Consider the following 25217-nt stretch of genomic DNA (forward strand, 5'->3'; position numbering starts at 1 on the left):
ACCTTTGTGAAGACGCTCGCGTATTGCTGCGGCGCAGCAATCGACCCTGCGCGCCGCTCGAAAATGTCTGAACGGGAAGCGGTTTTGCCGAATCCCACCGCTGGGCTTGCGCTTGACCGGAGCTGGGCCGATTCCTGCGACCGCGCCGCCCGCGCTCCCGATCGCATGAACGAATGCCTAGCGCCAGGCAGGGGTCGCATCGCGTCGCGGCCGTGCCGCCCGGTTTGCGCGATCGGCGACGCCCCTGCGCCGCTGCGCCGGCGCCCTCAGTCGGCTTCGGCGGCCAAGGCCTCGCCCAGCAGACGCGCGAACGCCGGATGCGCCGCGCCCAGGCAGGCCACCGCCTCGTCCCGCGCGCACCAGCGCAATTCCTCGTGTTCGTCGGGCTGGCGGTTGCGGGGCTCGCCGCGCCACTGCGCGACCGCGTACAGATGCAGCCGCCACGGCGCGGGCCGCTCGCCCTCGATCGTGCCCAGGCGCCGCCAATGCGTCGGCGTCACCCCGACTTCCTCGTCCAGTTCGCGCGCCAGCGTGTCGAGCTCGCTCTCGCCGTCCTCGATGTGTCCGCCCAGCACGTCCCAGGCGCCGGCGAGAAATTCGCGATCGGCCGTGCGTCGGCCCAGCAGCACGCGCCCGTCGCGCACCAGCAGAGCGCCGACGCACTCGTGCAGGCGCGCGCTCACGGCACGATCGCGCCGCCCGGGCCGATGCTGGTGCGCACTTCGAACAGCTCCGGGAAGAAGGTCAGTTCCAGCGCCTGCTTGAGGAAGCCCACGCCGCTGGAACCGCCGGTGCCGCGCTTGAAGCCGATGATGCGCAGCACCGTGCGCATGTGGCGGAAACGCCAGAGCTGGAACTGGGTTTCGACGTCGACCAGATCCTCGCACAGCGCGTACTCGCGCCAGTACAGGTCGGTGTTCTCGTAGATGCGTTCGAACACCGGCTGCAGGGCCGGATCGGCGACGTGCGGCTGACGCCAGTCGCGCTGCAGATGCGCGGCCGGAATCGCATGGCCGAAGCGCGCCAGGTACATCAGGAATTCGTCGTACAGACTGGGCGCGGCCAACGCGCTTTCGAGTTCGGCCTGCGCGTTGGGATCGTGACCGAACACCCGCAGCATGCCTTCGTTCTTGTTGCCCAGCATGAATTCGATGCGCCGGTACTGCAGCGACTGAAAGCCCGACGACGGCCCCAGGGTGTCGCGGAAGCCCATGTATTCCGACGGCGTCAGCGTCTCCAGCACCGACCATTGCTCGGTCAGCTGGCGCAGCACCTGCTTGCAGCGCGCGAGCACCTTCTGGCACTGCCAGACCTGGTCGTTGCGCAGGTGTTCGATGGCCGCGCTGAGCTCGTGGATGATCAGCTTCATCCACAGCTCGGACACCTGGTGCTGGATGATGAACAGCAACTCGTCGTGATGCGGCGGGTCGGAGCGACCGTGCTGGGCCGACAGCAGGCGGTCCAGCTGCAGATAGCCCGCATAGGTGATCCGCCCCTGCAGATCGGTGTGGATTCCGGTCTCCAGTTCGCGCTGGTTCTTCTCGACGGTCATCGCGGTTCTCGCTTAGGGGCGCAAAGGGTACCGCAGCGCGCGCCTTCCGGACGGTCCACCCCCATCACCGTATGGTATGCCGTCATGCCCTTGAAATGCCGATTTGTGACGATTGATGCACAATCTTGCCAGCCCGCGTCAGGGGGACTGGCGGGCGGTATCCAACGGGGAAAAACATGGACAAGTTCTTAGGCCGCTGTGCGGCCGTGGCTTTGGCGTTCCTGATGGCCGGCGGCGCGCAAGCGCAGGTCGTGGTCAGTCAGGTCTACGGCGGGGGCGGCAATTCCGGCGCCACGCTGAAAAGCGACTTCATCGAATTGCGCAATAACGGCGCCACGGCGGTCGATCTGAGCGGATGGAGCGTGCAGTACGCGTCCTCCGCCGGCACCACCTGGGCGCGCACGCCGCTGACCGGCAGCATTCCGGCGGGCGGCTACTACCTCATCAAGCAAGCCGACGGCGCCGGCGGCACCGTCGACCTGCCCACGCCCGACGCGACCGGCACCCTGGCCATGGCCGGCACCGCCGGCAAGGTCGCGCTGGTCAACAACAACGTCTCGCTGACGGGCGCCTGCCCGGTCGGCGGCGCCACCGTGATCGACTTCGTCGGCTACGGCACCGCCGCCAACTGCTCGGAGACCGCGCCCACCGCGACGCTGACCAACTCCACGGCCGCGCTGCGCAAGAACGACGGCGCCACCGACACCGGCAACAACAGCGCCGACTTCAGCACCGGCGCGCCGACCCCGCGCAACACCGGCACCACGCCGCCGAACCCGCCGGATCCGCCGGTCGCGCTGACCATCGCCCAGATCCAGGGCGCCGGCCTGCTGTCGGCTTACGACGACAAGCTCGTGGTCACCGAAGGCATCGTCACCGCGCGCAAGTTCAACAACGGCTTCTTCCTGCAAAGCGCCAACGACGACGGCAACCCGGCCACCTCCGAGGCGGTGTTCGTGTTCACCGGCGCCGCGCCGCCGGCCAGCGCCGCGGTCGGTAACCGCGTGCGCGTGACCGCCAAGGTCGACGAGTTCACCCCGCCCTCGAATCCGAACCAGCTCAGCATCACCGAACTGGTCTCGCCGACGGTGGAACTGCTGGAAACCGGCGTCGCCCTGCCGGCCGCGGTCGAACTGAGCTCGGCCGAGCTCGGCGCCAACGCCACCCCGGGCACGCTGGAACGCCTGGAAGCGATGCGCGTGAGCGTGGCCCAGTCGGTCGCGATCTCCGGCACCGACGGCAGCATCGACGAAGACGACGCCAACTCCTCCAGCGACGGCGTGTTCTACGTGCGTCTGCCGGAGGTGGCGGTGCCGTTCCGCGAGCCCGGCATCGGCATCATGGACACGATCCCGATCCCGGCCGGCAAGAACCCGCCGCGCTTCGACACCAACCAGGAACGCCTGATGGTGCGCAGCCGCGGCCAGATCGGCGCGCTGCCGCTGTCGGTCGACGGCCAGGCCCAGATCTCCGGCCTGCTCGGCGTGCTCGACTACTTCGCCGGCACCTGGGCGCTGTTGCCCGACACCGCCACCCCGCCGACCTTCGCCGGCGGCAAGCAGCCCGAAGCGGTCGCCGACGCGGGCTACGAAGACATCACCATCGGCGGTTTCAACCTGCTGCGCTTCTTCGACGAAGTGGCCGAGAGCAACGGCGCGCCGACGCTGAAGCCCGAGGCGGTGGAAAAGCGCCTGGGCAAGACCTCGGCCGCGATCTGCCAGTACCTGAAGACGCCCGACATCCTGGGCGTGGTCGAGGTCGAGAACATCAGCATCCTCGGTCGCCTCGCCGATCGCATCAACGCCAACTGCCCCAGCGCGCCGGGCTACGTGCCCTACCTGGTGTCGGGCAACGACCCGGGCGGCATCAACGTCGGCTTCCTGGTCGCCACCCGCGACAACGGCGCCGGCCAGCCGCGCGTGGAAGTGCTGGAAGTGGTGCAGTACGGCAAGGACGCGACCTTCGCCAATCCGAACGGCAGCACCGCCCTGCTCAACGACCGTCCGCCGCTGCTGCTGCGCGCGATCGTGCATCAGGACAACGGCGCGTCGTATCCGATCACGGTGATCGCCAACCACCTGCGCTCGCTCAACGGCATCGACGACGTCGCCGCCGGCGGCAACGGCTGGTCCACCGAGGGCGCGCGCGTGCGCGCCAAGCGCGGCGCGCAGGCGGCCTACCTGGCCGGCCTGATCGAGCAGATGCAGCAGAGCAACCCGAACGAGAAGATCGTGCTGGTCGGCGACTTCAACGCGTTCGAGTTCAACGACGGTTACACCGACGTGCTCGGCGTCATCAAGGGCGAGGAAGCCGCCGAAGACCAGGTCCTGACCTACGTCGACAGCCCGCTGACCAGCATCTTCGTCGACGGCTCGCAGCTGATCGCCGATCCGGCCCAGCGCTACTCGTACGTGTTCGAAGGCAACGCGCAGACCCTGGACCACGTGCTGATCAACGAAGCGCTGGTGATGGACAACGTCGGCCTGTCGGTCGACCACGCCCGCATCAACGCCGACTTCGGCGTGTTCCGCTTCGGCGATGCCAGCCAGCCGCTGCGCGTGTCCGACCACGACCCGGTGCGCCTGGTCCTGAGCGTGCCCGCCTTCCGCAGCGCCGACCTGGCGGTGAGCGCCTCGGCCACCCCGGCCAGCGCCCGCGCCGGCCAGACCGCTACCTACACCGCCGGCGTGTTCAACGCCGGTCCGAACGCGGCCGATGCCGCCGCCGTGGCCTTCGTGTTCGACGCCCTGGTGGCGCCGGTCGCGACCGCGCCGGCCGGCTGGACCTGCGCCGCACCGGTGCAGGACGCGACCACCACCACCGTCACCTGCACCACCGCCAGCCTGGCCTCGCAGGGTTCGGCCACGTTCGCGCTGAACGTGGTGCTGCCGGCCCTGGCCAGCGGCACCCCGCTGCGCATGGCGGTGGCCGCGCAGTCGCAGACCCGCGACCCGGCCAACGGCAACAACCAGGCCGCGGCGCAAGTCGTGGTGACCACCCAGGCCGACCTGTCGGTGCAGATCGCCGGCGGCGCGCTGCCGGTGCGCAAGGGCGCGATCGCGACCTTCCTGGTGCCGGTGACCAACGCCGGCCCGGACGCCGCCGCCCAGCCCAAGCTGGTGCTGACCGGCAACGTCGCGGTCTCGGCCGCGGCGGTCGCCGCTCCGGCCGGCTGGACCTGCGCACGCACCGCGGTGCCCACCGGCTTCCGCGCCGAGTGCAACCGCAGCACCAACCTGAACCGCGGTACCCAGTGGTTCGCTCTGGCGGTCGTGGTGCCGGAACGTCCGGCCGTGGGCAGCAGCCTGGTGTTCGACGCCAACATCAGCGCCGCCACCCCGGACCCGGTCGCCGGCAACAACAGCGACACCATCAGCGTGCAGATCCGCCGCTGATCCGCAGCAAGGCTTGAACGAAAGGGCGCGGCGCGAGCCGCGCCCTTTTCGTTTGTGCCCCCCGCCCTCGACCGCGGTTGCCCTTGCTCCCTGTGGGAGCGGCGTGAGCCGCGATCGCGCAAGCCCGCACGTCTGCGCCGAATCGGATTCCGATGTGGCGCCGCCGCTTCGATTTCGCGGTCGCGGCTCCCGCCGCTGCTCCCCCAAAGCGGTGCGCAGCGCCCCCAACACGGGGCCAACCGTACGCCCGCGTGCAGTCGCGCCTAGTCGTTTCCGCGATTTTTTGCATGCCGCAGCGCGCAACGGCGCTTAACACGCGTTTGGGTATCATCCGCAGCACCACGCAACAGCCGCCACCGCGGCCGCTGCGACAGCGCCAGGTCCGCAGCAAGCCCTCACCGGCCGCCGCGGACCCAGCCAGTCTGAACGGTCCGCGCGCCGGCACTGGATCCGGGCGGGAAGGTTCGGGCCTCCCCCATCCCCAATTCAGGACTGCCCCGCGATGACCGTCGCCGCGACGTTCGAAATCGAATACCTGCAATACCTCGGCATCGACGGCCAGCCCGTCGCCGAACTGCCGCCCGCGTTCCGCGACGCCAGCAAGCTGCTGCCGCTGTTCAAGCAGATGCTGTTCGTGCGCGTGTTCGACACCAAGGCGATCGCACTGCAACGCACCGGCAAGCTCGGCACCTACGCCGCCTGCCTGGGCCATGAGGCCACCCACGTCGGCATCGGCGCCTCGATGCTGCCCGACGACGTGTTCGCGCCCAGCTACCGCGAGTACGGCGCGCAGTTCATGCGCGGCGTGCTGCCGCGCGAAGTGCTGCTGTACTGGGGCGGCGACGAGCGCGGCAACGACTTCTCCGGCCCCAAGAAAGACTTCTCCTGGTGCGTGCCGATCTCGACCCAGTGCCTGCACGCCGCCGGCGCCGCGCTCGCGTTCAAGCTGCGCAAGGAAAACAACCTGGCCGTGGCCTGCTGCGGCGACGGCGGTTCGTCCAAGACCGACTTCTACGCCGCGCTGAACTCGGCCGGCGCCTACCAGCTGCCGCTGATCCTGTGCGTGATCAACAACGGCTGGGCGATCTCGGTGCCGCGTTCGGCCCAGACTGGCGCCAAGACCCTGGCCCAGAAGGGCATCGCCGGCGGCCTGCACTGCCTGCAGGTGGACGGCAACGACCTGATCGCGGTGCTGGAAGGCATGCGCCGCGCCGCCGAGCGCGCACGCAAGGGCGAAGGCGGCAGCGTGATCGAGTTCATGACCTATCGCCTGCACGACCACACCACCGCCGACGACGCCCGCCGTTACCGCGGCGAGGCAGAGGTCAAGGAAGCCTGGACCCGCGACCCGGTGCCGCGCCTGCGCGCCTATCTGACCGCGCAGGGCTTGTGGAGCGAGGACGAAGAGAAGGCCTGGGCCGAGGAATGCGGCAAGAAGGTCGACGTCGAAATCAACGCCTACCTGGAAACCCCGGTGCAGCCGGTCGAGGCGATGTTCGATTACCTGTACGCCGATCCGCCGCCGGATCTGCTCGCGCAACGTGCGGCCGCGCTGGCCCTGGAGGGTCGTCGATGAACGTCGATACCAAAGTGAAGGTCGAGACCGCCAACGCCGTGGCCACGCCGGTCGCGATCACCCTGATCGAAGCCATCACCCAGGCCCTGGCCTACGAAATGCGCGCCGACGAGACCGTGCTGGTGCTGGGCGAGGACGTGGGCGTGAACGGCGGCGTGTTCCGCGCCACCGCCGGCCTGCAGCAGCAGTTCGGCTCCGAGCGCGTGCTCGACACGCCGCTGGACGAAACCACCATCGCCGGCCTCACCGTCGGCCTGGCCGCGCAGGGCATGAAGCCGGTCGCCGAATCGCAGTTCGACGGCTTCGTGTATCCGATGGTCGATCACATCATCTGTCACGCCGCGCGCTTCCGTTACCGCACCCGCGGCCGTCTGCACTGCCCGATGGTGCTGCGCGTGCCGTGGGGCGGCGGCATCCGCGCGCCCGAGCACCACAGCGAAGCCAACGAATCCATCTTCACCAACGTGCCCGGCCTGCGCGTGGTCATGCCGTCCTCGCCGGCGCGCGCCTACGGCCTGCTGCTGGCCGCGATCCGCGACCCGGATCCGGTGATCTTCATGGAGCCCAAGCGCATCTACCGCCAGTACAAGGAAGTGGTCGCCGACGACGGCGAGGCGCTGCCGCTGGACGTGTGCTACGTGCTGCGCGACGGCAGCGACGTGACCCTGGTCAGCTGGGGCGCGCAGGTCAAGGAAGCGCTGGAAGCCGCCGACAAGCTGGCCGGCGAAGGCATCAGCGCCGAGGTGATCGACGTGGCCACCCTGCGTCCGCTGGACTTCGCCACCATCGCCGAATCGGTGAGCAAGACCGGCCGCTGCGTGATCGTGCACGAGGCGCCCAAGACCGCCGGCTTCGGCGCCGAGATCGCCGCGCGCCTGGCCGAGGAGTCGATGTACGACCTGCTCGCGCCGGTCGAGCGCGTCACCGGCTACGACACCCACATCCCGCTGTTCCGCCTGGAAATGAAGTACCTGCCCAGCGTGGAACGCATCGTCGCCGCGGCCAAGCGCGCGCTGGCGGCGGGCTGAGCGCAGGGCGATGCGTCGCGCGCGCGTCGTCGTCGGCCACCGCGTGCCGGATCGGCCGCCGATCCAGGTCTCGCGCGGCCAGCGCGTGACCCTGGGCGACCGCGACCGCGACTGGCCGCAGTTCGTCTGGACCGTGCTCGGCGAAGGCCACGGCGGCTGGGTGCCGGCGGCGCTGTTCGACGGCGAACGCGGCGCCGCCACCGCGCTCAGCGACTACGACACCCGCGAACTGGCCGCGCGGACCGACGAAATCCTGACCCTGCACTACGAGCTCGCGCAGTGGTGGTGGGCCGAGAACGATCGCGGCGAACAGGGCTGGATCCCGGCGCGCGCGCTGGAACTCTTCGACGAAGGATCGCCATGACCGAGTCCGCCCCGCCACGCGAAGCGATCAACCTCGCCGACAAGCTCGCGCGTTTCAACGAGCACTGGTCGCCGCGCGTGATCGCCGAGATGAACGACTACCAGTTCAAGCTGGTCAAGCTGCAGGGCGAGTTCGTCTGGCATGCGCACGAGCACACCGACGAAGTGTTCATGGTGGTGCGCGGCCGCATGCAGATCGGCTTCCGCGATCACGACGTGGAGCTGGGCGAAGGCGAGATGTATGTCGTCCCGCGCGGCGTCGAGCACATCACCCGCGCCGAACACGAATGCCATGCCCTCATCATCGAGCCGCGCGGCGTGGTCAACACCGGCGAAGCCGGCGGCGACCTCACCGCGCGCAACGACGTGTGGGTCTGAACCTTATCCGCCGCCGGCCCGGGCCGGCGACGACCGCATAACCAACGAGACGATCGAACCATGACCGACACCAAAACCTTCCTGCTCCCCGACCTCGGCGAAGGCCTGCCCGACGCGACCATCGTCGAATGGGCGGTGAAGGTCGGCGACACGATCCGCCTCGACGACACCCTGGTGTCGATGGAGACCGCCAAGGCCGTGGTCGAGGTGCCCTCGCCGGTGTCGGGCAAGGTGCTCAAGCTGGCCGGCGCCGCCGGCGACATCGTCGTGACCGGCACCATGCTGGCCGAGTTCGAACTCGACCCCAGCCAGCCGCAGCGCGCCGATGGCCAGGACACCGGCCATCACCACGGCGGCGGCCATGCCGCGCCGGCCGCGCCCGCGCCGCAGGCCGAGGCCGCGCCGGCCAAGGCCGTCGAAGCCGAGCGCGCCGACAGCGGCACCGTGGTCGGGGCGATGCAGTCCTCCGACGCGGTGCGCAGCGAACAGGCGGTCGCGGTGGGCGGCGTCAAGGCGATGCCGGCGGTGCGCGCGCTGGCGCGCAAGCTCGGCGTCGACCTGTCGCGCGTGCGCGCGACCGGCAGCGACGGCGTGGTCACCAGCGACGACGTCAAGCGCGCCGCCGCCGACGGCAGCGCCGTCGCGGGCGCCGAACCGGCGCCGCGCGCGGCCGATCGCGCGCCGGCGGCTGCCGCGGCCCCGGCCGCCGCGCCCGCGCGCAGCGCGCTGTCGGCCAGCGGCCGACCGATGCGTACCCAGCCGCCGGGCGTGAGCGTCAGCGGCCAGCCCGAACAGCTCAAGGGCGTGCGCCGCAACATGGCGCGGGTGATGGCCGACGCGCATGCCAAGGTCGTGCCGACCACGCTCAGCGACGACGCCGACATCCATGCCTGGGCGCCGGGCAACGACATCACCGGCCGCCTGGTGCGCGCGATCGTGGCCGGCTGCAAGGCCGTGCCCGCGCTCAACGCCTGGTTCGACGGCGACAAGCTCACCCGCACCCTGCACCCGCATGTCGACATCGGCATCGCGGTGGATACCGACGACGGCCTGTTCGTGCCGGCGCTGCGCAACGCCGACGTGCTCGACGCGCGCGGCGTGCGCGAGGCGGTCAACCGCCTGCGCGCCCAGGTCGAGGACCGCAGCATTCCGGCCTCCGAGCTCAGCGGCTACACCATCTCGCTGTCCAACTTCGGCATGTTCGCCGGCCGCTACGCCACCCCGGTGATCGTGCCGCCGACCGTGGCCATCGTCGCCGCCGGCAAGGGCCGCCACCAGATGACGCCGGTGATGGGCGGCTTCGAATCGCACAAGGTGATCCCGCTGTCGCTGACCTTCGACCACCGTGCCTGCACCGGCGGCGAAGCCGCGCGCTTCCTCAAGGCGATGCTAGACGATCTGGCGCGGCCGATGTAATCGCGGCGACCGTGCGTACGCATAACGGCATCGACGGCGGCGCGCCATGAACCTGCGCGCGCTGACGCCGATGCTGCGTACGCCGGACCTGGCGGCGACGGTCGCGTTCTACACCCAGGTGCTGGATTTCCAGCTCAGCGCCGGCGATGCCGCCGGCGGCTGGGCCGCGCTCGAACGCGACGGCGTCGAACTCATGCTCAGCCGCCTCAATGCGCACGAGGGCGACCTCGCGCCGGCCTTCACCGGCTCGCTGTACCTGCGCACCGACGATGTCGACGGTTGGTGGCGGCGTCTGCGCGAGCGTGCGCGCGTGTGCTATCCGATCGAGGACTTCGGCTACGGCATGCGCGAGTTCGCGATCTACGACAACAACGGCTATCTGCTCCAGTTCGGCCAGCCGATCGCCGCCTTCGACGAGGCATAGGAGCCCCGCATGACCCACCGCAGCCGCCTGGCCGGTTTCATCATCGATTGCGAGACCGGCGACGTCGACCGCGCCGCCGGCTTCTGGAGCAACGCGCTCGGCCTGCCCCTGGGCGACGGCTACGACGAGGACGGCGCCAGTTACGTCGAACTGCGCAACGCGCCCGGCGAACTGCACGTGGAAGTGCAGCGCGTGGACCATCCCTCGCGCGTGCATCTGGACATCGAGTCCGACGACATCGACGCCGAAGCCGCGCGCCTGGAACGCCTGGGCGCGAAGAAGATCAAGTTCATCAAGCGCTGGTGGGTGATGGAAGCGCCCACCGGCCACCGCTTCTGCGTGGTGCGCATGAAGCACCCCGAGCGCGGCGCGCCGCCCAAGGTCTGGGACTGATCGCAACGGCCGCAATCGCCCGTCCGGCGCGCGCCGGCGGCTCGATCGGACCGCACGGCGTCAAGCCGCGGCGCTCTCCGCCGTGGTCGGACCGATCACGTGTTTCACCTGCGCCACGCTGGTGACCGGAAAACCGCCGATTTCGCCGTGGCGGCGGATGCTGTCCTCGTCGGGCGCGATGTAGACGCAGTAGATCTTGTCGTCGGTCACGAACGACTCCTGCCACTGCACTTTCGGCCCCAGGCCATCCAGCACCTCGCAGGATTTGCGCGCGATCGACTGCAGCTCGGCGCCGCTGAGCGCGCCGGCGCCGACCAGTTCGCGTTCGATGATGTATCTGGGCATGACACGCCCTCGGAAGCGCGTGCTGACGTCCGGTGTCCGGCTACGCGGACTGCGATCGCGGCAAGTTCCACTTGTCGCCGCCTGCGCCTGAGCGCAAGGCCAGTCTGCGCCCGCGTTCGCGGCCCGGCAAGCGTCAGTCGCGTCGCGGCGTGTCGTCGGCGACCACGCGGTCGCGGCCCAGGTTCTTGGCCCGGTACAGGGCCTGATCGGCACGGTCGAACACGCGCTCGGGCGTGTCCCGGCCCGGCTCGCCCGCGGCCACGCCCACCGACACCGACAAGGCGAACGGCAGCGAGGACCGCGCGACCCGGCCGCGGATGCGTTCGGCGATTTCGTAGGACTGCGCCAGGCGCGCGTCCGGCAGCACGATCAGGAACTCCTCGCCGCCGTAGCGTACGGCGATGTCGCCCTGGCGCACCGAGGACGCGACCGCATCCGCGACCGCGCGCAGCGCGCGATCGCCGAGCAGATGGCCGTAGCGATCGTTGACCTGCTTGAAGTGATCCACGTCCAGCAGCAGCAAGGCGTAGGGCGCGCTTTCCAGGCGCCGCATCGCCTGCGGGCTCTCGCGCAGCTGCGCCAGCGCGGCGCGGTTGAGCAGGCCGGTCAGGGCGTCGTGGCTGGCGCTGTACTGCAGTTCGTCGTGGCGGCGCTGCAGATCGGCTTGCGCATCCTCGAGCCGGCGCGCGAACGCCTCGCGTTCGCTCAGCAGGCGCCGCTGCTCCATCGCGTAGCGGCGCAGCTCCAACAGATGCTGGGCCTGGCGCGCCAACACCTCCAAGCCGTCGCGCTGGGCCGGACGCAATTCGCGCGGCTGGCTGTCGAGCACGCAGATCGTGCCCAGCGCATGGCCGTCGGGGCTCAGCAGCGGCACGCCGGCGTAGAAGCGCAATGGACGGCCGCCGATGCTGACCACCCGCGTGCTGAAACGCGGATCGTCGGCGACGTCGCGCACGATCAGGGTTTCGCCCGGGCTGCGAATCGCGTGATCGCAGATCGCCAGCGCGCGCGGGGTCTGCGCTTGATCCAGGCCCACCCGCGCCTTGAACCATTGGCGGTCGCGATCGATCAGGGAAATCGCCGCCGCCGGCGCGTCGCACAGCGTCGCGGCCAGGCGCACCAGGTCGTCGTAGGCTTGTTCGGAAACGCTGTCTACCACCGCGTAGGCATCGAGCGCGTCCTGGCGCTGAGCCTCGTCGGTGGGCGCCGGAACGGCGCGTAGGCGGGCAAGGGACATCGGGGGGTACCGGAGAGACCCACGCAGGCTACCGTCCCGGGGACCGCCGTCTTGTGACCGCCCTCACAGCTACCAGGGCGGCCATCCGGCGGTTAAGGCTGGGGCCATTCAGCCAGCTGAATTCGCGCCCGATCCGGTCAATGCCGCCCCAACCAGACCTCCAGCCCCTGGGCGTTGAGCTCGATGTCCACCGCCAGCAGGGCCAGCACCTGGGCGGCGTCCAAAGCGCTGCCGTGCACGGCCGCGCGCGCGACGTAGAGCTCGCCCAGCGAGGCGACCAGGCGCGCATGCCGATCGGCGCGACCGTCGGCCGCGCGCGCCAGCGCGACCATGGCGTCGATCTGCGCAATCAGATCGTCGGCCAGGCGGGCGACGTCGCCGACCGGGCCGTAGTGGGTCAGCCGCATGGCCTGCGGCTCGTAGGCGAGCAGCTTGCGGATCGAGGCCTGCAAGGCTTCGGGTTCGAACTGCACCGGCGTGCTGGTCGGTATCGCGAACGCGCCGCGCGCGCTGTCGAATTCGCGATAGGACAAACCGAAGGTGTCGCCGGTGAACCAACTGCGGCTGCGCTCGTCCCACAGGCACAGGTGATGGCGCGCATGCCCCGGCGTGTCCAGGCACAGCAACGAACGCCCGGCCAGGTCGATGCGATGGCCGTCGCCGGCCGCCACCACGCGCTCGGCCGCGACCGGCAGGATCTCGCCGTAGCTGCGCGCGATTTCCTCCGCGCCGTAGACCGCGGTCGCGCCGGCGACTAGGCGCGAGGGATCGATCATGTGCGGCGCCCCGCGCGGATGCACCGCCAGGCGTGCGTTCGGCAAACGCCGCATCAGCGCGCCCGCGCCGCCGGCATGATCGAGATGGACATGGGTGAGGACCAGCCAGTCGACGTCCTCGGGCGCCAGGCCCTGCGCCTGCAGCGCCGCGAGCAAGGCCGGCACCGAATGCTGGGTGCCGCAGTCGACATAGGCGGCGCGGCCTTGCTCGACGATCAGATAAGCGGCATCGAAGGCCGGCCGATGAAAGCCGGTATCGATGGTGACGATGCCATGGGAGTCGGTCATGGAAGCGACGCGTGGGGCGAGGCCGCCAGTCTAGGTCGCCCTCAGGCGATAAGCGAAGACGTGCCGTCCCTTCTGCGTTCCAGCCCCTCTCCCGCGTGAGTGGGAGAGGGATCGGGGTGCGGGCCGCTCTTGCCTCAGCCTTCCTCGACCGCGAACTGCGCCAGCGCCTCGACCACCTCGGCCAACTCCACGCCTTCGTGCAGATGCCCGACCAGCTCCTCGCCCGCATGCACCGCCGCGTTCTGCGCGCGATGCAGCGCCGCGCCGCCTTCCTGCTTGAGGCGCCCGATCAGCTGGCCAGCGGTGCGCGCCGACTCGTGACCGGCGCTCTGCAGCAGCACGCGCTCGCCGTCGACCAGCTTGAAGTAGAACTTGCCGTCGCTCTCGCGGTATTGCTTGAAGCTGGGCGCGGCCGCCTTGGCGGCTTTCTTGCGCTCGCCCACCACCACTTGCGACAGATCGCGCAGCCCCACCGCCGCGCGCAGCGACTGCATGAAGGGCACGCCATGGGTCGCGCGCACGCGCTGCGCGCCGTCGCGCAGGATCGCCTCGATCTCGGCCGGCTTGGCCATCAGGGTCTCGTACTTCTCGCGCTGCGGCGCGACTTCGGCGTCGATGCGCTCGAACAGCGCCTGCTTGGCCTCGCCCCAGGCGATGCCGTCGGCGAAGGCCGCGCGCATCTGCTCGGTCTCGGCGCCGCTGGCGAAGGCCTGGTAGAGCTGGAACACGTTGGAGGTCTCGGCGTCCTTGGGCTCCCCGGGCGCGCGCGAATCGGTGACGATGGAATAGATCAGCTTCTTCAGCGTCTCGCGCGGCGCGAACAAGGGGATGGTGTTGTCGTAGCTCTTGCTCATCTTGCGGCCGTCCAGGCCCGGCAGGGTCGCCACGTTCTCCTCGATCGCGGCTTCCGGCAGGGCGAAGTGTTCGCCGTAGAGGTGATTGAAGCGCTGGGCGAAATCGCGCGCCATCTCGATGTGCTGGATCTGGTCGCGGCCCACCGGCACCTTATTGGCGTTGAAGACCAGGATGTCGGCGGCCATCAGCACCGGATACATGAACAGTCCGGCGGTGATCGCGGCATCGTCGTCCTCGCCGTCGGCGCGGTTGCGATCGACCGCGGCCTTGTAGGCGTGGGCGCGGTTGAGGATGCCCTTGCCGGCCACGCAGGTCAGGAACCAGGTCAGCTCCGGGATCTCGACGATCTCGCTCTGGCGATAGAACCAGACCTTGTCCGGCTCCAGGCCGCAGGCCAGCCAGGTCGCGGCGATCTCCAGGGTCGAACGCTGCACGCGCTCGGGTTCCTGCACCTTGATCAGCGCATGCAGGTCGGCGAGGAAGTAGAAGCTCTCCACGCCCGGGGTGCGGCTGGCGGCGACCGCCGGACGGATCGCGCCGACGTAGTTGCCGAGGTGGGGAGTGCCGGACGTGGTAATGCCGGTCAGGACGCGGGTCGGGGTCATTGCGGGCCTGGATGGAGCAGGGCCCGCCAGTTTACCCGCTGGCCCCGGCCCAGGTGGCCGGCCGCGCCGGCGCGCCGAAGCTGAGCGCCGGCCAACGGCCGCGGCGCCGACGCCGGCGCTTAACCCCGCCGCCGATGCCGGTGCGTTCGCAGCAGTGCCCACCCCGGAGAACCCGCCATGTTCCGCTCCCTAGTCCTGCTGGCCGGCGCCCTGATCGCCGCCACCGCCTGCGCACCGCTGTCCGCACGCCCCCTGGTCGATGTCGCGGTGATCGACCGCGATGCCGGCGACTGGCTGCCCACCTACCCCTACCGCGGCCAGCAATGGATCGCCGGCGCGCCCGGCCACCGCTACGCCGTGCGCCTGACCAACACCAGCGACCAGCGCGTGCTGGTGGTGCTGTCGGTGGACGGCGTCAACGCCGTGACCGGCCAGAACGCCCACCCCTCGCAGGCCGGTTACGTGCTCGAGCCCTGGCAGAGCACCGAGATCAACGGCTGGCGCAAGTCGATGGAGGACGTGGCCCAGTTCGTGTTCACCGACCTGCCCGACAGCTACGCCGCGCGCACCGGCCGCCCCGACAACGTCGGCGTGATCGGCGTGGCGGTGTTCGAGGAAGCCCGCCCGGTCTACCGCTACGACTACCCCGCGCCGATCGCGCGCGGCGAACGCGAGGCCGACGGTCGTTACCGCGCCGGCAACGACGCCGCCAAGGCCGCCGCGCCGGCCGCGGAATCGCGCAGCGCTGACGCGATGGCCGCGCAGTCGATCGGCACCGGTCACGGCCAGCGCGAGTGGTCGCCGGTGTCGCAGACCGGCTTCGATCGCGCCACGCGCTCGCCCGCGCAGGTCACCCAGCTGCGCTACGACGATTACAACACCCTGGTCGCGCGCGGCGTGCTGCCGCGCTACCCGCGCTATCCGGACTACCGCAATCGCGAGCCGCGCGCTTTCCCCAGCGGTTTCGTCGCCGATCCGCCGCGCTATTGATCCGCGCATAGCGAAGGGCCGGGTGCGCACCCGGCCCTTCGTTTTTCTGCTTGGCTATCCGCGCGCTAGCCGGCGTCTGCACCGGCCCGCGGCGGAATCGGCGAGATCGTCAGTTCAGGGTCTTCTCGAAATCGCGCACTTCCTTCTCGGCGCGTTCGCGTTCCCAGCCGTAGCGCTCCTGCAGCTTGCCGGCGAGATACTTGGAGTCGCCCGCCGCCACATCGAACACGTCGTCGGTGAGGTCGCCCCACTTGGCCTGGGCCTTGCCCTTCAGCTGGGTCCACTTGCCCGCGATGATGTCTTTGTTCATCTGTCAGTCCTCGATCTCGTTTGGGGGAGAACGGTGCCTGCGAGTGCTGCACCGTTGACGCAGCTTCGCAGGCGCGGCATTCGCGCAGGGTCGCGATTGCGTTAGCCGGGTGTTGATGAGGATGAACGCGATGAACGCTTCAGCTAGGCGAATGCGCGCCGCGCATGAACGCGCGCGCATCTCGCGCGCCGACGCGCCGGCATGCGCGCAAAAGAAAGGCCGGATCGCTCCGGCCTTTCTCTCTTGCGAGAAACGCGAGGCGATTACTTGCCGTCGCGCACTTCCTCGGCCTTCTCTTCGACCTTCTCGCCAGCCTTCTGCACGTCCTTGCCGGCGCCGGCAACGGTGTTGCAGGCGGTCAGGGTGCCCATCGAAAACAGGGCGAGCAGCAACAGGGCAGTCAGACGCTTCATTGAATTCTCCTTGGTCGGTAGAACCGGTCGGTAAGCCGTTCGGACGCGTCGTCCGGCGGCGTGACCTTGGAGAAATGAGACGTTAGGCGATGTGAAGCCGGTGTGGAATCGCGCCCTGCGCGGCTGCCGCCGTTCATCCTGCGGCGCGCGCATCGCGTTCAGTCGCGCATCAACGTCGACTTTCCAAACAGGCTTTCGACCAGGTCCACCGACAGCTTGGCGGTGCGATTGCGCTTGTCCAGCACCGGGTTGAGTTCGACGATGTCCAGCGACGCCAGACGCCCGCTGTCGGCGATCATCTCCATCACCAGCTGCGCTTCGCGGTAGTTCGGGCCGCCGGGCACGGTGGTGCCCACGCCCGGCGCGATGCTGGGGTCGAGGAAGTCGACGTCGAAGCTCACGTGCAGATGGGTGTTGTCGTCGACGCCTTCCAGGGCCTCCTCCATCACCCGCTTCATGCCGATCTCGTCGATGTAGCGCATGTCGTAGACGTCCAGGCCGTGCTCCTTGATCAGCTGCTTCTCGCCCGGATCGACCGAGCGGATGCCGATCTGGCGGATGTCCTCGGCGCGCATCGCCGGCGCTTCGCCGCCCAAGGTGGTCAGCGCTTCCGGACCGATGCCGCACAGACAAGCCACCGGCATGCCGTGCACGTTGCCCGAGGGCGTGACCCGGCTGGTGTTGAAGTCGGCGTGCGCATCCAGCCACAGCACGCGCAGCTGCTTGCCGGTTTCGCGGCAATGGCGCGCGACCGCGGTGATCGAGCCCAGGCCCAGGCAGTGGTCGCCGCCGAGCAGGATCGGCATGCGGCCCTCGCGCAGCTCGGCCGCCACCGCGTCCATCACCAGGCGGTTCCAGGTCACCACCTCGGGCAGATGGCGATAGCCGTCGACCGGCTTCTGCCAGGGATTGCGCGGGCCGTCGAGGTTGCCGCGGTCGATCACGTCGACGCCGCGCTTGAGCAAGGCCTCTTCGAGACCGGCGATGCGCAGCGCTTCCGGCCCCAGCCGTGCGCCGCGGTGTCCGGCGCCGACGTCGGTCGGTGCGCCGATCAGCGAAACCGGGGGATAGCTGCGACTCATACGTGATCCTCCTGACCCTGCCGGCGAGCGGCTTCGAATGCGATGGCGGAGCGACCGCGCGGCCGCCCTGTCCGGCCGCGCTTCGCGAGGAAGGCCGCGTCCGGCTAAGCGCCCATTGTCGCACTCAAACGACCGCCGGGCTCGTCGGCGCAGGCCCCGGTTTGCGCGTTCGCCGCACAGGCGCGCTCCACGCCATGGAGTAGCCTAGACGGCGCCTGAGCGCTGGCGGGAGCGAACGACGTGGCGGGATACCGGTGGACTCGCTGATCACGGCCGCCGCGCGCGCGCTCGCGGCGGGCGATCCTCTGCTCGCCCTGAAGTACGTGGCGCTGCGCGAGGACGCATCGGCCCTGGCCTTGCGCGGCATCGCGATGGCCCAGCTCGGCGATCTGGAGCGTGCCCGGCAACTGGTGCGGCGCGCGGCGCGCGCGTTCGCGCCCGCCGAGGCGGTGGCGCGGGCGCGCTGCGTGCTGGCCGAGACCGAGATCGCCTTCGCCGCGCGCGAACTGGGCTGGTCCGAACCGGCCCTGGACGCGGCGCGCGCGACGCTGGAGGCGCATGGCGACCGCGTGAATGCCGCGCACGCGCGCCAACTCGCGATCCGGCGCCTGCTCCTGATCGGCCGCCTGGACGACGCCGAACGCGCCCTGGCCGAGCTCGATCCCGCACCGCTGCCGCCGGCCTCGCGCGCGGTGCACGAACTGGTGCTGGCCGGCATCGCGATGCGCCGCCTGCGCACCCAGCCCGCACGCGCCGCGCTGGCGCGCGCCGAACAGGCCGCGCGGCGCACGGGCATACCCGCGCTGATCGCGGAAGTCGCCAGCGCGCAGGCCATGCTGGCCGCGCCGGCCGCGCGCCTGATCCGCGACGGCGCCGCGCAGCCCTTGCGGCTGGACCAGGTAGAAGCCTTGCTGAGCTCGGACGCCTTCGTGATCGATGCCTGCCGGCACGCGCTGGGCGACGGCCGCGAGCGCGTGTCGCTGGCCTCGCGCCCGATCCTGTTCGCGCTTGCGCGTGCGCTGGGCGAAGCCTGGCCCGGCGATATCGCGCGCGATGCCCTGATCGCGCACGCCTTCGGTTTCAAACGCATCGACGAAACCCACCGCGCGCGTCTGCGCGTCGAGATCGGACGCCTGCGCGCACTGCTGCGGCCGCTGGCCGAAGTGAACGCGACCGCGCGCGGCTATGCCCTGCATCCGCGCCATGCGCGCGAGCTGGCGGTGCTGGCGCGGCCGGTCGATGAGAAATACGCCGCGGTGCTGGCCCTGCTCGCCGACGGCGAGTCCTGGTCGAGTTCGGCCTTGGCGCTGGCGCTGGGCGCGAGCCAGCGCAACGTCCAGCGCGCGCTCGACGCCCTGACGGCCGCGGGCAAGGTGCAGTCCTATGGGCGCGGCCGCGCGCGCCGCTGGACCACCCCGCCGCTGCCCGGTTTCGCGACGAGCTTGTTACTCCCCGCCGTGCTGTAGAGGCGCTACGGTGCAGCCATGAAAACCTCAACCGCCCACATCGTACGAGAGTACGGCCCCTTCCCCGGCACGGACACCGTGCACGGGGTCACCTTCGACGGACGCAACGTCTGGTTCGCGACCGGCGATTCGCTGCAGGCCCTCGATCCCGACAGCGGCGACACGCTGCGCTCGATCGACACCGCCGCGCATGCCGGCACCGCCTTCGACGGCCGCCACCTGTTCCAGATCGTGCAGGACCGCATCCACAAGATCGACCCGGCCACCGGCACCGTGCTGGCGACGATTCCCTCGCCCGGCCAGGGCGGCGACTCGGGCATGACCTGGGCCGAAGGCACCCTGTGGGTCGGCCAATACCGGGACCGCAAGATCCACCAGGTCGACCCCGACACCGGCAAGGTCCTGCGCAGCATCGAATCCAACCGCTACGTCACCGGCGTCACCTGGGTCGACGGCGAACTCTGGCACGGCACCTGGGAAAGCGACGAAAGCGAATTGCGTCGCATCGATCCGAACAGCGGCGAAGTGCTGGAACGGGTGGAGATGCCGGCGGGCAAGATGGTCTCCGGCCTGGAGTCCGACGGCGGCGACCGCTTCTACTGCGGCGGCGGCAGCAGCGGCCAGGTGCGCGCGGTGCGGCGCCCGCGCTGAGCGCCGGCGCGAACGCCGGGCCGGGCACGGCCCGGCGACCGTCCCGCCTGGCCCGCAACGCGACGAACTCAAGGCGCTGGGCACGGTGCGCGGCAGCCTGGACGAGCTGGAGCTGAGCGACGAATCGACGGCGCCCGAGCAGGCGCTGTGACCACGCGCGCCGACTGAGCGCAGCCGGCTCAGTCCAGCCACGCCCCCGGCGCCATCGGATGGATGTCGATGGGCGTGTCGCGCGCGGCCTTGCGCAGACGTCCGATCGGATCGTCGACTTCCACGTACTCCGCGAGCCCGGACACGCCGTAGTGGATCGGCACCAGACGGCGCGCACCCAGGATGGTCGCGGCGGCCACCGCCTGCTCCGGCGTCAGCACGCCCGGCAGGCCGCTGATCGGCTTGCGCCAACCGAAGCGCGCGCCGTTGATCGGCAGGAACACCGCATCGAACGGGCCGAACTGACGGCCGATCCGCCACCAATGCCCATGCCAGAGCGTGTCGCCGGCATGGAAGATGCGCCGACCGCCGGCCGACACCACCCAGGACACCTGCGGATCGCCGTAACCGTCCGAAGCCGGCACCGGCGTGGCGGTGAAATCGCCCAGCAGTTGCGGCTCCCAGGGCGCGCTGGGCCGTGCGCGCGCGTTCTCGGGCAGCGGCAGCGGATTGGTGCCGGCCGGATGCACCAGCGCGCCGCCCTGGCTCAGCGCCTGCGCCACCGCCATCGCGTCGAAGTGATCGGGATGCGCGTGGGTGATGAGCACATAGGTATCGCCGACGGCGTCGCCGACCGGAATCAGCTTGTCCTTCAGCGCCGGGCCCCAGGCCTCGGGATTGATCAGCGGATCGATGAACAAGGTCGCGCCCGGCAGTTGCAGGCGTATGCCCGCCCAGGCCAGACGTTGGATGCGCAAGCCCTCGGCCGGCGCGGCCGCGAGGATGCGCCCGGCGGGCAGCAGCGCCGCGGCGCTCAGGCCGACGCAGCCGGCCAGGAATCGCCTGCGCGCGATGCGGCGATCGATCGGGTGCGGGCGCCGGCTCATGCGCGACCCGCCAGCGCGGCCAGCGCCGCATCGAAAGAGAACACCGACTGGGCGACGATGACCTCCAGATTGCGTTGGTGCCACTCGCGTTCGAACGCCAACGGCGCCACGCCCGGCGCCAGGCAGTCCTCGATGGCGATCGCGGCGATGCGCGCATCGGCCTGCTGCGGTGCGAGCTCGGCGCGGATACGCACGACGGTGTCCTGCAGCCGATCCAGGTAATGAAGCGCGTGGTCGAGCACGGCCGCGGGAAAGCGCCCCATATGTCCGCCCACGACCGTGGCGCGACCGAACTGGCGTAGCCGGCCGATCGCGGCGCGGATCAGCTGCGGATCGGCCTTGGACAGATACACGATGCGGCCGACGATGTTGTCGCCCGCGCAGACCAGATCGGCGCTGGGCACGTCCACGCTGAGGTGGTCCATGGTCTTGCCGGGGTTGTGCAGCAAGCGCAACTCGTGCGGCCCCCATTGGATGCTCATCGCGTGGTCGAACACTACCTTGGGTTCGCGATAGAACGCATCGACGCGGCGGTTCTGCGACAGGAAGCTGTGGCGATGGTGGCGGTGCGCGATCGTCAGCGCCTCGGGAAACTGCGCCAGGCCTGCGAGGTGATCGCTCATGTAATGGGTCGCCACGATCATGCGCACCGTCTTGCCCATCTCCACGCACAGCGTGCGATGCAGCCAGCGCGCGTCTTCCTCGCTGCCCAGGGCGTCCACCAGCAAGACCTCGTCTCCGGCCAGGAAGGCGGTGGCGACCGACTCGTAGCCGTCGCCGACGAACATCAGCACCTGGGGACCCAACGCTTCGAATCGCATGACCAACGCCCTTGGTATCGAGGGACGCATCATTGCCAGCGCGTGTGGGCGCGACAAACGAGATGTTTTCGAGATCACATTAGTAAAAATAACTTGATAGCATGGACCCAGGCATCCGTCAGCCCGAGGCGCCCGTGAAGTCCCGCCACCCCGCTCCGCTCAACGCCCTGCGGGCCTTCGAAGCGGCCGCGCGCTGCCTCAGTTTCCAGGGCGCGGCCGCGCAGTTGTTCGTGACCCCGGCGGCGGTCAGCCATCAGGTCAAACACCTCGAGGCTTACCTCGGCTGCAAGCTGTTCCATCGCGGCCATCGCTCCGTCGAGCTGACCCCTGAGGGCGCGACTCTGGCCGCGTCGCTGGGCGAAGTGTTCGGGCAACTCGATCTGGCCCTGGACCGCGCGATGGCGCCCACCGTCGCGGACCTGCGCGTGAGCACGGTGGAGTCCTTCGCCGCGAAATGGCTGGCGCCGCGGTTGCACCGATTCCATCGCGATCACCCCGAACTGCGCCTGCGCATCGAGACCGGCAACGAGCGCAGCGATTTCGCCCGCGACGGCACCGACGTCGCGATCCGCTACGGGGCCGGCGGCTACACCGGCGTCGACGCCGAACGCTTGCTGGAAGCGCCGGTGTTTCCGGTCTGCGCGCCCACGCTGCGCGACGACCTCGCGCCGCCATTGGCCAAGCCCGACGACCTGCGCCACCACACTCTGCTGCACGACGAAAGCGCGCTCGGCCGCGCCGGCGTGCCGGACTGGCCGGCCTGGCTGAAGGCCTGCGGCGCGACGCGCGTGGACGCGAGCCGCGGCCCGGTGTTCGCCAGCATCTACCTGGCCCAGGAAGCCGCGGTCGCCGGCCACGGCGTCGCCCTGGGCGTCGCGCCGCTGGTCGAGGAGGATCTGCAACGCGGCCGCCTGATCCAGCCCTTCGAACACGTGCTGCCCAACGCCTACGCGTTCTGGATCGTGCGCCGCACGGGCAGTGAGCGCCATCCGTCGGCCGATGCGTTCTGCGCATGGTTGCGCAAGGAAGCCTCGGACACGGCCGCGCGCCTGGGTCGCGAATGAAGGGGCGGAATCCGAACCAGGCGCGGGCCTGGCCGTCTTGGCCGATCTGTAGCGGCCTGAGCTGGCGCGCCCTGCACGCGCGAATCTATTCCGGCACGCTCGCGTCCGCGTCCGTCATCGTCTCTTCGAGGCGGCTCATCGCCGCTACGTAGGCGTATCGATACTTGCTGGACCCCGCTTTTGCGCGCTCGGAAGCTTGCCTATCGAATTTCGCCAGCACTGTGCGCAGGCGGTTCCGATCGGGGTGCGTCGCGACGACCGCGTGGAGAACGGCATCGGTGGCCAGCAGATCGCCGCGCGCGACGTCCAGCTCCTCGCGCAACTGCGCGACCTGCCGGTTCATCTCCGAAATCAGGCGATCCAGTTCGAACTTGAGGTCCAAGGCGGTCTCCGGTGGTGGCTAGTGAGGTTGGCCGCTGAAGCCTACTACCGGAACGCTCCCATTCGCGCATGCGAACAGCGGGTCCGCGCGGTTGCCGCGCTGCGGTGCACTACCCGCCCATCGATCGGCCGCGCGCCGCGGTTGTCCGGATCGTCCGGCCGGGCCCCTCGGCCTGCACCAGTGCTCTACCATCGGAGCTCACATCAAGGAGGACCGGGCTATGTGGACTGAAGTGGCTGGATACCTGATCGACCCGCGCCAGATCGCTGCGTTGGGACCGGTGCATCCTTCCGGTACCGGCGGGAGCGGCGGCGCGGTTGCCTCGACCTTCGAGATCGTCACGCTGGGCGGGCACGTCGTGCTGCCCAAATTCGCCGACGCCAACCAGGCGAATGCGGCGCGCAACGCGCTCAAGGGCAGGCTTCCTGCCTGAGCCCGGAAACGCGAGCAGCCCGCCGATGAGGGCCAGTCGCTGGGACCGTCCTTGCGAGTGTCTCCGGCCTTCGCCATTACATCGCTAGTTCTGCTATGGCCCTCAGCGGATCTTTAGGTCAAGCGGAGGTTACGACCGATGCGATGTCCGCTTCCAATCCGAAGCGGACATTGCGCGCGGCGCAACAGTGATGCCGGGAGACTATGTCGATCACTAGGCGCATAAGGGCCGGCATGCCCCTCCTTGCTGATGAATAGGGAGTCGAAGAAGTCCCTGAAGATCAATCGGTGCCAAACAGCTCGCTCATTGAGACCTGCTGCTCACCTTGAATGTGGATCGTGACTGCGGATCAGCTTGCGAGAGTCGATCAAACGCTGCGAATTCTCGCGGAAACCGATGAATTCAAGCTGCAGCTCTCACTAATTGCCACATCTTCACAATCCATCCACGTACTTCAACCTCAGCTGAAGACGGGTCATGACGACGGCAAAAAGGCCGCTATATTCCAGGTTCCCCCGACGAAGGAGATTGGAATGTTTCTGACCAAGCAACATGTGGTGGTGGCACGTACGCTCGGCGTGGCGATCGTCGCTCTGAGCCTCGGCGCCTGCGCCACTTACAAAGAAGAGTTTGCAGGGATCAACTCGCGCCTCGATCAACTCGACACGAAGGTGCAGGGCGCGGCCCAGAGCGCCGAATCCGCCAATCAGTCCGCCCAGCAGGCCAACCAGCGCCTGGATCAAATGGAAAGCCGCGTCCAGCAGCTCGAAGCGGCGCCGCGCCGTAAGCCGCGCGGTTAATCGCTTTTGCGCCATTCACGACGAACGGCCTGAACCGGGAACCGGTGGCCTATGCGGGCCGCCGGTCTCCTTGTCTTCATCCAGTCTTCGTTCCGAGGAACCGTCCCATCCGTACTGACACACGCCCTGCGATCCGGGCCATTCATGCTGCGCTGGCATTGGCGTTGGCGTTCGCGAGCTTCGACGCGGCCAGCGCCGAGGATGCCGCCGCGCGACCAGTCGTCGCCGCCGATCAGCTTCCGCCCGATCAAGACGTATCCGCCACGGTGATCGAGCTCGCGGGCTGGGTGGTCGCCGCCAAGGACAGCCACGGCTATCCCTTCGCGGTCATAGACAAGGCCTCCGCGCAGATCTTGGTGTTCGGCGGCGACGGCCGGCTTCGCGGCGCGGCACCCGGGCTGTTCGGCTCGGCGGTCGGCGATCACACGGCCCCCGGCGTCGCCGGCCTCGCGCTGCGCGAGATTCCAGGCCGGGATCGCACCACGCCCGCGGGCCGCTTCGTGGGCGGTTTCGGCCCGTCGATCGACGCAGGCCGCGTGCTGTGGGTGGACTACGATTCCGCGGTCTCCATCCACCCTATCGCCACTGGCGTTCCGGAAGAGAGACGCCCCGAACGCCTTGCATCGCCTTCGCCGGACGACAACCGCGTCACTCATGGCTGCATCAACGTCTCGCCCGAGTTTTACGAGCAGATCATCCGTCCGACCTTCGAGCGCGGCGGAGTGTTCTATATCTTGCCGGATGCAGAGCCGATAGCGGAGGCCTTCCCGGACTTCGCGAAAAGTCGCGAGACCACGAAGCGCAAGGGTGGAAGACGCGCACGCGCGGCCCGCGAGTGAAGGGCGCGCCGGCGGATGCCTTTAGCTATGCGAGGCGGCGCAGCGACTGATGCCGCTCGTGGCCCTGCCTACTCTTCTAATGTGCAGTGCGTGCTGCGACCTCCATGCAATAGGCGCGCTGTCAGGCATTTCGTCTGATCTTGATAGCTACTCGACCCACCAAGTCCAGGAGCATGCGTCCTTAGCTTAAACATCCGTCTCCTCCGCATTGCCCCGTCCAGCTTACTTAACGATTAGGCCTGGCAATTTGTTCGAGTCGGTGCGGCTTCGCGGCTCAGCCTGATTCTAACGTCGGTCT

27 protein-coding genes are annotated in these 25217 nt (G+C 69.5%); 15 read left to right on the plus strand and 12 right to left on the minus strand.

What is annotated here, in order from left to right:
- Positions 1-266 precede the first annotated feature (266 nt).
- Together BMZ45_RS04565 and BMZ45_RS04570 are read right to left on the minus strand one after the other, a co-directional pair.
- A complete protein-coding gene (locus BMZ45_RS04565; protein WP_091632938.1) occupies positions 267-683 on the minus strand; it encodes an NUDIX hydrolase in 417 nt (138 codons plus the stop codon).
- Positions 680-1552: a tryptophan 2,3-dioxygenase gene (locus tag BMZ45_RS04570; protein ID WP_091632941.1), complete on the minus strand. Its 873-nt coding sequence runs from the start codon at positions 1550-1552 to the stop codon at positions 680-682. The genes BMZ45_RS04565 and BMZ45_RS04570 overlap by 4 nt, the downstream gene beginning before the upstream one ends.
- 176 nt (positions 1553-1728) lie before the next feature.
- Between BMZ45_RS04570 and BMZ45_RS04575 the strand changes: the two genes are divergently transcribed.
- The 8 genes from BMZ45_RS04575 to BMZ45_RS04610 all read left to right on the plus strand — a co-directional run bounded on the left by BMZ45_RS04575 (position 1729) and on the right by BMZ45_RS04610 (position 10525).
- On the plus strand, positions 1729-4947 hold the full coding sequence (locus tag BMZ45_RS04575) for a lamin tail domain-containing protein (RefSeq protein ID WP_091632944.1): 3219 nt from the start codon (positions 1729-1731) through the stop codon (positions 4945-4947).
- 502 nt (positions 4948-5449) lie between these two features.
- Positions 5450-6523 carry a pyruvate dehydrogenase (acetyl-transferring) E1 component subunit alpha gene (gene pdhA, locus BMZ45_RS04580; RefSeq protein ID WP_091632947.1) on the plus strand — a complete coding sequence of 358 codons (1074 nt, stop codon included), beginning with the start codon at positions 5450-5452 and terminating at the stop codon, positions 6521-6523.
- Positions 6520-7551: an alpha-ketoacid dehydrogenase subunit beta gene (locus BMZ45_RS04585; protein ID WP_254776526.1), complete on the plus strand. Its 1032-nt coding sequence runs from the start codon at positions 6520-6522 to the stop codon at positions 7549-7551. The genes pdhA and BMZ45_RS04585 overlap by 4 nt, the downstream gene beginning before the upstream one ends.
- Before the next feature lie 10 nt (positions 7552-7561).
- The gene (locus tag BMZ45_RS04590; RefSeq protein ID WP_091632949.1) at positions 7562-7915 is read left to right on the plus strand and encodes an SH3 domain-containing protein; all 354 of its coding nucleotides are present in this window, start codon (positions 7562-7564) and stop codon (positions 7913-7915) included.
- A complete protein-coding gene (locus tag BMZ45_RS04595; RefSeq protein ID WP_091632952.1) occupies positions 7912-8292 on the plus strand; it encodes a cupin domain-containing protein in 381 nt (126 codons plus the stop codon). Before BMZ45_RS04590 ends, BMZ45_RS04595 begins: the two co-directional genes overlap by 4 nt.
- 60 nt (positions 8293-8352) lie before the next feature.
- Entirely contained in the window at positions 8353-9708 is a 1356-nt protein-coding gene (locus BMZ45_RS04600; protein ID WP_091632954.1) for a dihydrolipoamide acetyltransferase family protein, read from the plus strand.
- A gap of 46 nt (positions 9709-9754) precedes the next feature.
- A complete protein-coding gene (locus tag BMZ45_RS04605; RefSeq protein WP_091632960.1) occupies positions 9755-10132 on the plus strand; it encodes a VOC family protein in 378 nt (125 codons plus the stop codon).
- Between the two features lie 9 nt (positions 10133-10141).
- Positions 10142-10525 carry a VOC family protein gene (locus BMZ45_RS04610; RefSeq protein ID WP_056178701.1) on the plus strand — a complete coding sequence of 128 codons (384 nt, stop codon included), beginning with the start codon at positions 10142-10144 and terminating at the stop codon, positions 10523-10525.
- A gap of 60 nt (positions 10526-10585) precedes the next feature.
- On the opposite strand, the gene BMZ45_RS04615 is transcribed toward BMZ45_RS04610, so the two are convergent.
- The 4 genes from BMZ45_RS04615 to BMZ45_RS04630 all read right to left on the minus strand — a co-directional run bounded on the left by BMZ45_RS04615 (position 10586) and on the right by BMZ45_RS04630 (position 14631).
- On the minus strand, positions 10586-10870 hold the full coding sequence (locus BMZ45_RS04615) for a DUF4242 domain-containing protein (protein ID WP_091632963.1): 285 nt from the start codon (positions 10868-10870) through the stop codon (positions 10586-10588).
- Positions 10871-11003: 133 nt separating this feature from the next.
- Positions 11004-12107, minus strand: coding sequence for a GGDEF domain-containing protein (locus tag BMZ45_RS04620; protein WP_091632966.1), 1104 nt, complete (start codon positions 12105-12107; stop codon positions 11004-11006).
- Positions 12108-12244: 137 nt separating this feature from the next.
- Positions 12245-13171: an MBL fold metallo-hydrolase gene (locus BMZ45_RS04625; protein WP_091632968.1), complete on the minus strand. Its 927-nt coding sequence runs from the start codon at positions 13169-13171 to the stop codon at positions 12245-12247.
- 134 nt (positions 13172-13305) lie between these two features.
- The gene (locus BMZ45_RS04630) at positions 13306-14631 is read right to left on the minus strand and encodes a tryptophan--tRNA ligase (RefSeq protein ID WP_091632971.1); all 1326 of its coding nucleotides are present in this window, start codon (positions 14629-14631) and stop codon (positions 13306-13308) included.
- A gap of 177 nt (positions 14632-14808) precedes the next feature.
- On the opposite strand from BMZ45_RS04630, the gene BMZ45_RS04635 reads away from it, so the two are divergent.
- On the plus strand, positions 14809-15621 hold the full coding sequence (locus tag BMZ45_RS04635; protein WP_091632974.1) for a hypothetical protein: 813 nt from the start codon (positions 14809-14811) through the stop codon (positions 15619-15621).
- Positions 15622-15730: 109 nt separating this feature from the next.
- Here the strand turns inward: BMZ45_RS04635 and BMZ45_RS04640 are convergent, their stop codons facing one another.
- From BMZ45_RS04640 to rocF, 3 genes are all read right to left on the minus strand, one after another.
- Positions 15731-15931, minus strand: coding sequence for a CsbD family protein (locus BMZ45_RS04640; protein ID WP_091632977.1), 201 nt, complete (start codon positions 15929-15931; stop codon positions 15731-15733).
- A 263-nt stretch (positions 15932-16194) separates the two neighbouring features.
- Positions 16195-16344: an entericidin A/B family lipoprotein gene (locus BMZ45_RS04645; protein ID WP_056178681.1), complete on the minus strand. Its 150-nt coding sequence runs from the start codon at positions 16342-16344 to the stop codon at positions 16195-16197.
- Between the two features lie 158 nt (positions 16345-16502).
- Complete coding sequence (rocF, locus tag BMZ45_RS04650; protein WP_091632979.1) at positions 16503-17426, minus strand: arginase; 924 nt, start codon at positions 17424-17426, stop codon at positions 16503-16505.
- A gap of 254 nt (positions 17427-17680) precedes the next feature.
- On the opposite strand from rocF, the gene BMZ45_RS04655 reads away from it, so the two are divergent.
- The gene (locus tag BMZ45_RS04655; RefSeq protein WP_091632982.1) at positions 17681-18892 is read left to right on the plus strand and encodes a helix-turn-helix domain-containing protein; all 1212 of its coding nucleotides are present in this window, start codon (positions 17681-17683) and stop codon (positions 18890-18892) included.
- A gap of 18 nt (positions 18893-18910) precedes the next feature.
- Entirely contained in the window at positions 18911-19543 is a 633-nt protein-coding gene (locus tag BMZ45_RS04660; protein ID WP_091632985.1) for a Vgb family protein, read from the plus strand.
- Positions 19544-19722: 179 nt separating this feature from the next.
- Here the strand turns inward: BMZ45_RS04660 and BMZ45_RS04665 are convergent, their stop codons facing one another.
- Both BMZ45_RS04665 and BMZ45_RS04670 read right to left on the minus strand, forming a co-directional pair.
- Positions 19723-20580 carry an MBL fold metallo-hydrolase gene (locus BMZ45_RS04665; RefSeq protein WP_091632987.1) on the minus strand — a complete coding sequence of 286 codons (858 nt, stop codon included), beginning with the start codon at positions 20578-20580 and terminating at the stop codon, positions 19723-19725.
- A complete protein-coding gene (locus BMZ45_RS04670) occupies positions 20577-21401 on the minus strand; it encodes an MBL fold metallo-hydrolase (RefSeq protein ID WP_175488915.1) in 825 nt (274 codons plus the stop codon). The genes BMZ45_RS04665 and BMZ45_RS04670 overlap by 4 nt, the downstream gene beginning before the upstream one ends.
- Positions 21402-21535: 134 nt before the next feature.
- On the opposite strand from BMZ45_RS04670, the gene gcvA reads away from it, so the two are divergent.
- Positions 21536-22465, plus strand: a complete 930-nt coding sequence (gcvA, locus tag BMZ45_RS04675; protein ID WP_175488916.1) for a transcriptional regulator GcvA — start codon at positions 21536-21538, stop codon at positions 22463-22465.
- 85 nt (positions 22466-22550) lie between these two features.
- On the opposite strand, the gene BMZ45_RS04680 is transcribed toward gcvA, so the two are convergent.
- Positions 22551-22847 carry a hypothetical protein gene (locus BMZ45_RS04680; protein ID WP_091632996.1) on the minus strand — a complete coding sequence of 99 codons (297 nt, stop codon included), beginning with the start codon at positions 22845-22847 and terminating at the stop codon, positions 22551-22553.
- 220 nt (positions 22848-23067) lie between these two features.
- Here BMZ45_RS04680 and BMZ45_RS04685 point away from each other — a divergent pair, with 220 nt between their 5' ends.
- The 3 genes from BMZ45_RS04685 (at position 23068) to BMZ45_RS04695 (ending at position 24919) form a co-directional block, all read left to right on the plus strand.
- Positions 23068-23280: a hypothetical protein gene (locus BMZ45_RS04685; protein ID WP_056178658.1), complete on the plus strand. Its 213-nt coding sequence runs from the start codon at positions 23068-23070 to the stop codon at positions 23278-23280.
- 533 nt (positions 23281-23813) lie between these two features.
- Positions 23814-24080, plus strand: a complete 267-nt coding sequence (locus BMZ45_RS04690; RefSeq protein WP_091632999.1) for a hypothetical protein — start codon at positions 23814-23816, stop codon at positions 24078-24080.
- A 158-nt stretch (positions 24081-24238) separates the two neighbouring features.
- On the plus strand, positions 24239-24919 hold the full coding sequence (locus tag BMZ45_RS04695; protein WP_091633001.1) for a L,D-transpeptidase: 681 nt from the start codon (positions 24239-24241) through the stop codon (positions 24917-24919).
- Positions 24920-25217 lie beyond the last annotated feature (298 nt).

The organism is Lysobacter sp. cf310 (assembly GCF_900114355.1).
Taxonomy (GTDB): domain Bacteria; phylum Pseudomonadota; class Gammaproteobacteria; order Xanthomonadales; family Xanthomonadaceae; genus Lysobacter.

What these genes read in the sequence shown, in the direction of transcription:
- BMZ45_RS04600 (WP_091632954.1), top strand. Translation starts at nt 8,353, where the DNA reads ATGACCGACACCAAAACCTTCCTGCTCCCCGACCTCGGCGAAGGCCTG.
- BMZ45_RS04670 (WP_175488915.1), bottom strand. Translation starts at nt 21,401, where the DNA reads ATGCGATTCGAAGCGTTGGGTCCCCAGGTGCTGATGTTCGTCGGCGAC.
- BMZ45_RS04595 (WP_091632952.1), top strand. Translation starts at nt 7,912, where the DNA reads ATGACCGAGTCCGCCCCGCCACGCGAAGCGATCAACCTCGCCGACAAG.
- rocF (WP_091632979.1), bottom strand. Translation starts at nt 17,426, where the DNA reads ATGAGTCGCAGCTATCCCCCGGTTTCGCTGATCGGCGCACCGACCGAC.
- BMZ45_RS04585 (WP_254776526.1), top strand. Translation starts at nt 6,520, where the DNA reads ATGAACGTCGATACCAAAGTGAAGGTCGAGACCGCCAACGCCGTGGCC.
- BMZ45_RS04640 (WP_091632977.1), bottom strand. Translation starts at nt 15,931, where the DNA reads ATGAACAAAGACATCATCGCGGGCAAGTGGACCCAGCTGAAGGGCAAG.
- pdhA (WP_091632947.1), top strand. Translation starts at nt 5,450, where the DNA reads ATGACCGTCGCCGCGACGTTCGAAATCGAATACCTGCAATACCTCGGC.
- BMZ45_RS04570 (WP_091632941.1), bottom strand. Translation starts at nt 1,552, where the DNA reads ATGACCGTCGAGAAGAACCAGCGCGAACTGGAGACCGGAATCCACACC.
- BMZ45_RS04625 (WP_091632968.1), bottom strand. Translation starts at nt 13,171, where the DNA reads ATGACCGACTCCCATGGCATCGTCACCATCGATACCGGCTTTCATCGG.
- BMZ45_RS04660 (WP_091632985.1), top strand. Translation starts at nt 18,911, where the DNA reads ATGAAAACCTCAACCGCCCACATCGTACGAGAGTACGGCCCCTTCCCC.
- BMZ45_RS04665 (WP_091632987.1), bottom strand. Translation starts at nt 20,580, where the DNA reads ATGAGCCGGCGCCCGCACCCGATCGATCGCCGCATCGCGCGCAGGCGA.
- BMZ45_RS04620 (WP_091632966.1), bottom strand. Translation starts at nt 12,107, where the DNA reads ATGTCCCTTGCCCGCCTACGCGCCGTTCCGGCGCCCACCGACGAGGCT.
- BMZ45_RS04610 (WP_056178701.1), top strand. Translation starts at nt 10,142, where the DNA reads ATGACCCACCGCAGCCGCCTGGCCGGTTTCATCATCGATTGCGAGACC.
- BMZ45_RS04685 (WP_056178658.1), top strand. Translation starts at nt 23,068, where the DNA reads ATGTGGACTGAAGTGGCTGGATACCTGATCGACCCGCGCCAGATCGCT.
- BMZ45_RS04605 (WP_091632960.1), top strand. Translation starts at nt 9,755, where the DNA reads ATGAACCTGCGCGCGCTGACGCCGATGCTGCGTACGCCGGACCTGGCG.
- BMZ45_RS04690 (WP_091632999.1), top strand. Translation starts at nt 23,814, where the DNA reads ATGTTTCTGACCAAGCAACATGTGGTGGTGGCACGTACGCTCGGCGTG.
- BMZ45_RS04645 (WP_056178681.1), bottom strand. Translation starts at nt 16,344, where the DNA reads ATGAAGCGTCTGACTGCCCTGTTGCTGCTCGCCCTGTTTTCGATGGGC.
- BMZ45_RS04630 (WP_091632971.1), bottom strand. Translation starts at nt 14,631, where the DNA reads ATGACCCCGACCCGCGTCCTGACCGGCATTACCACGTCCGGCACTCCC.
- BMZ45_RS04575 (WP_091632944.1), top strand. Translation starts at nt 1,729, where the DNA reads ATGGACAAGTTCTTAGGCCGCTGTGCGGCCGTGGCTTTGGCGTTCCTG.
- BMZ45_RS04635 (WP_091632974.1), top strand. Translation starts at nt 14,809, where the DNA reads ATGTTCCGCTCCCTAGTCCTGCTGGCCGGCGCCCTGATCGCCGCCACC.
- BMZ45_RS04615 (WP_091632963.1), bottom strand. Translation starts at nt 10,870, where the DNA reads ATGCCCAGATACATCATCGAACGCGAACTGGTCGGCGCCGGCGCGCTC.
- BMZ45_RS04590 (WP_091632949.1), top strand. Translation starts at nt 7,562, where the DNA reads ATGCGTCGCGCGCGCGTCGTCGTCGGCCACCGCGTGCCGGATCGGCCG.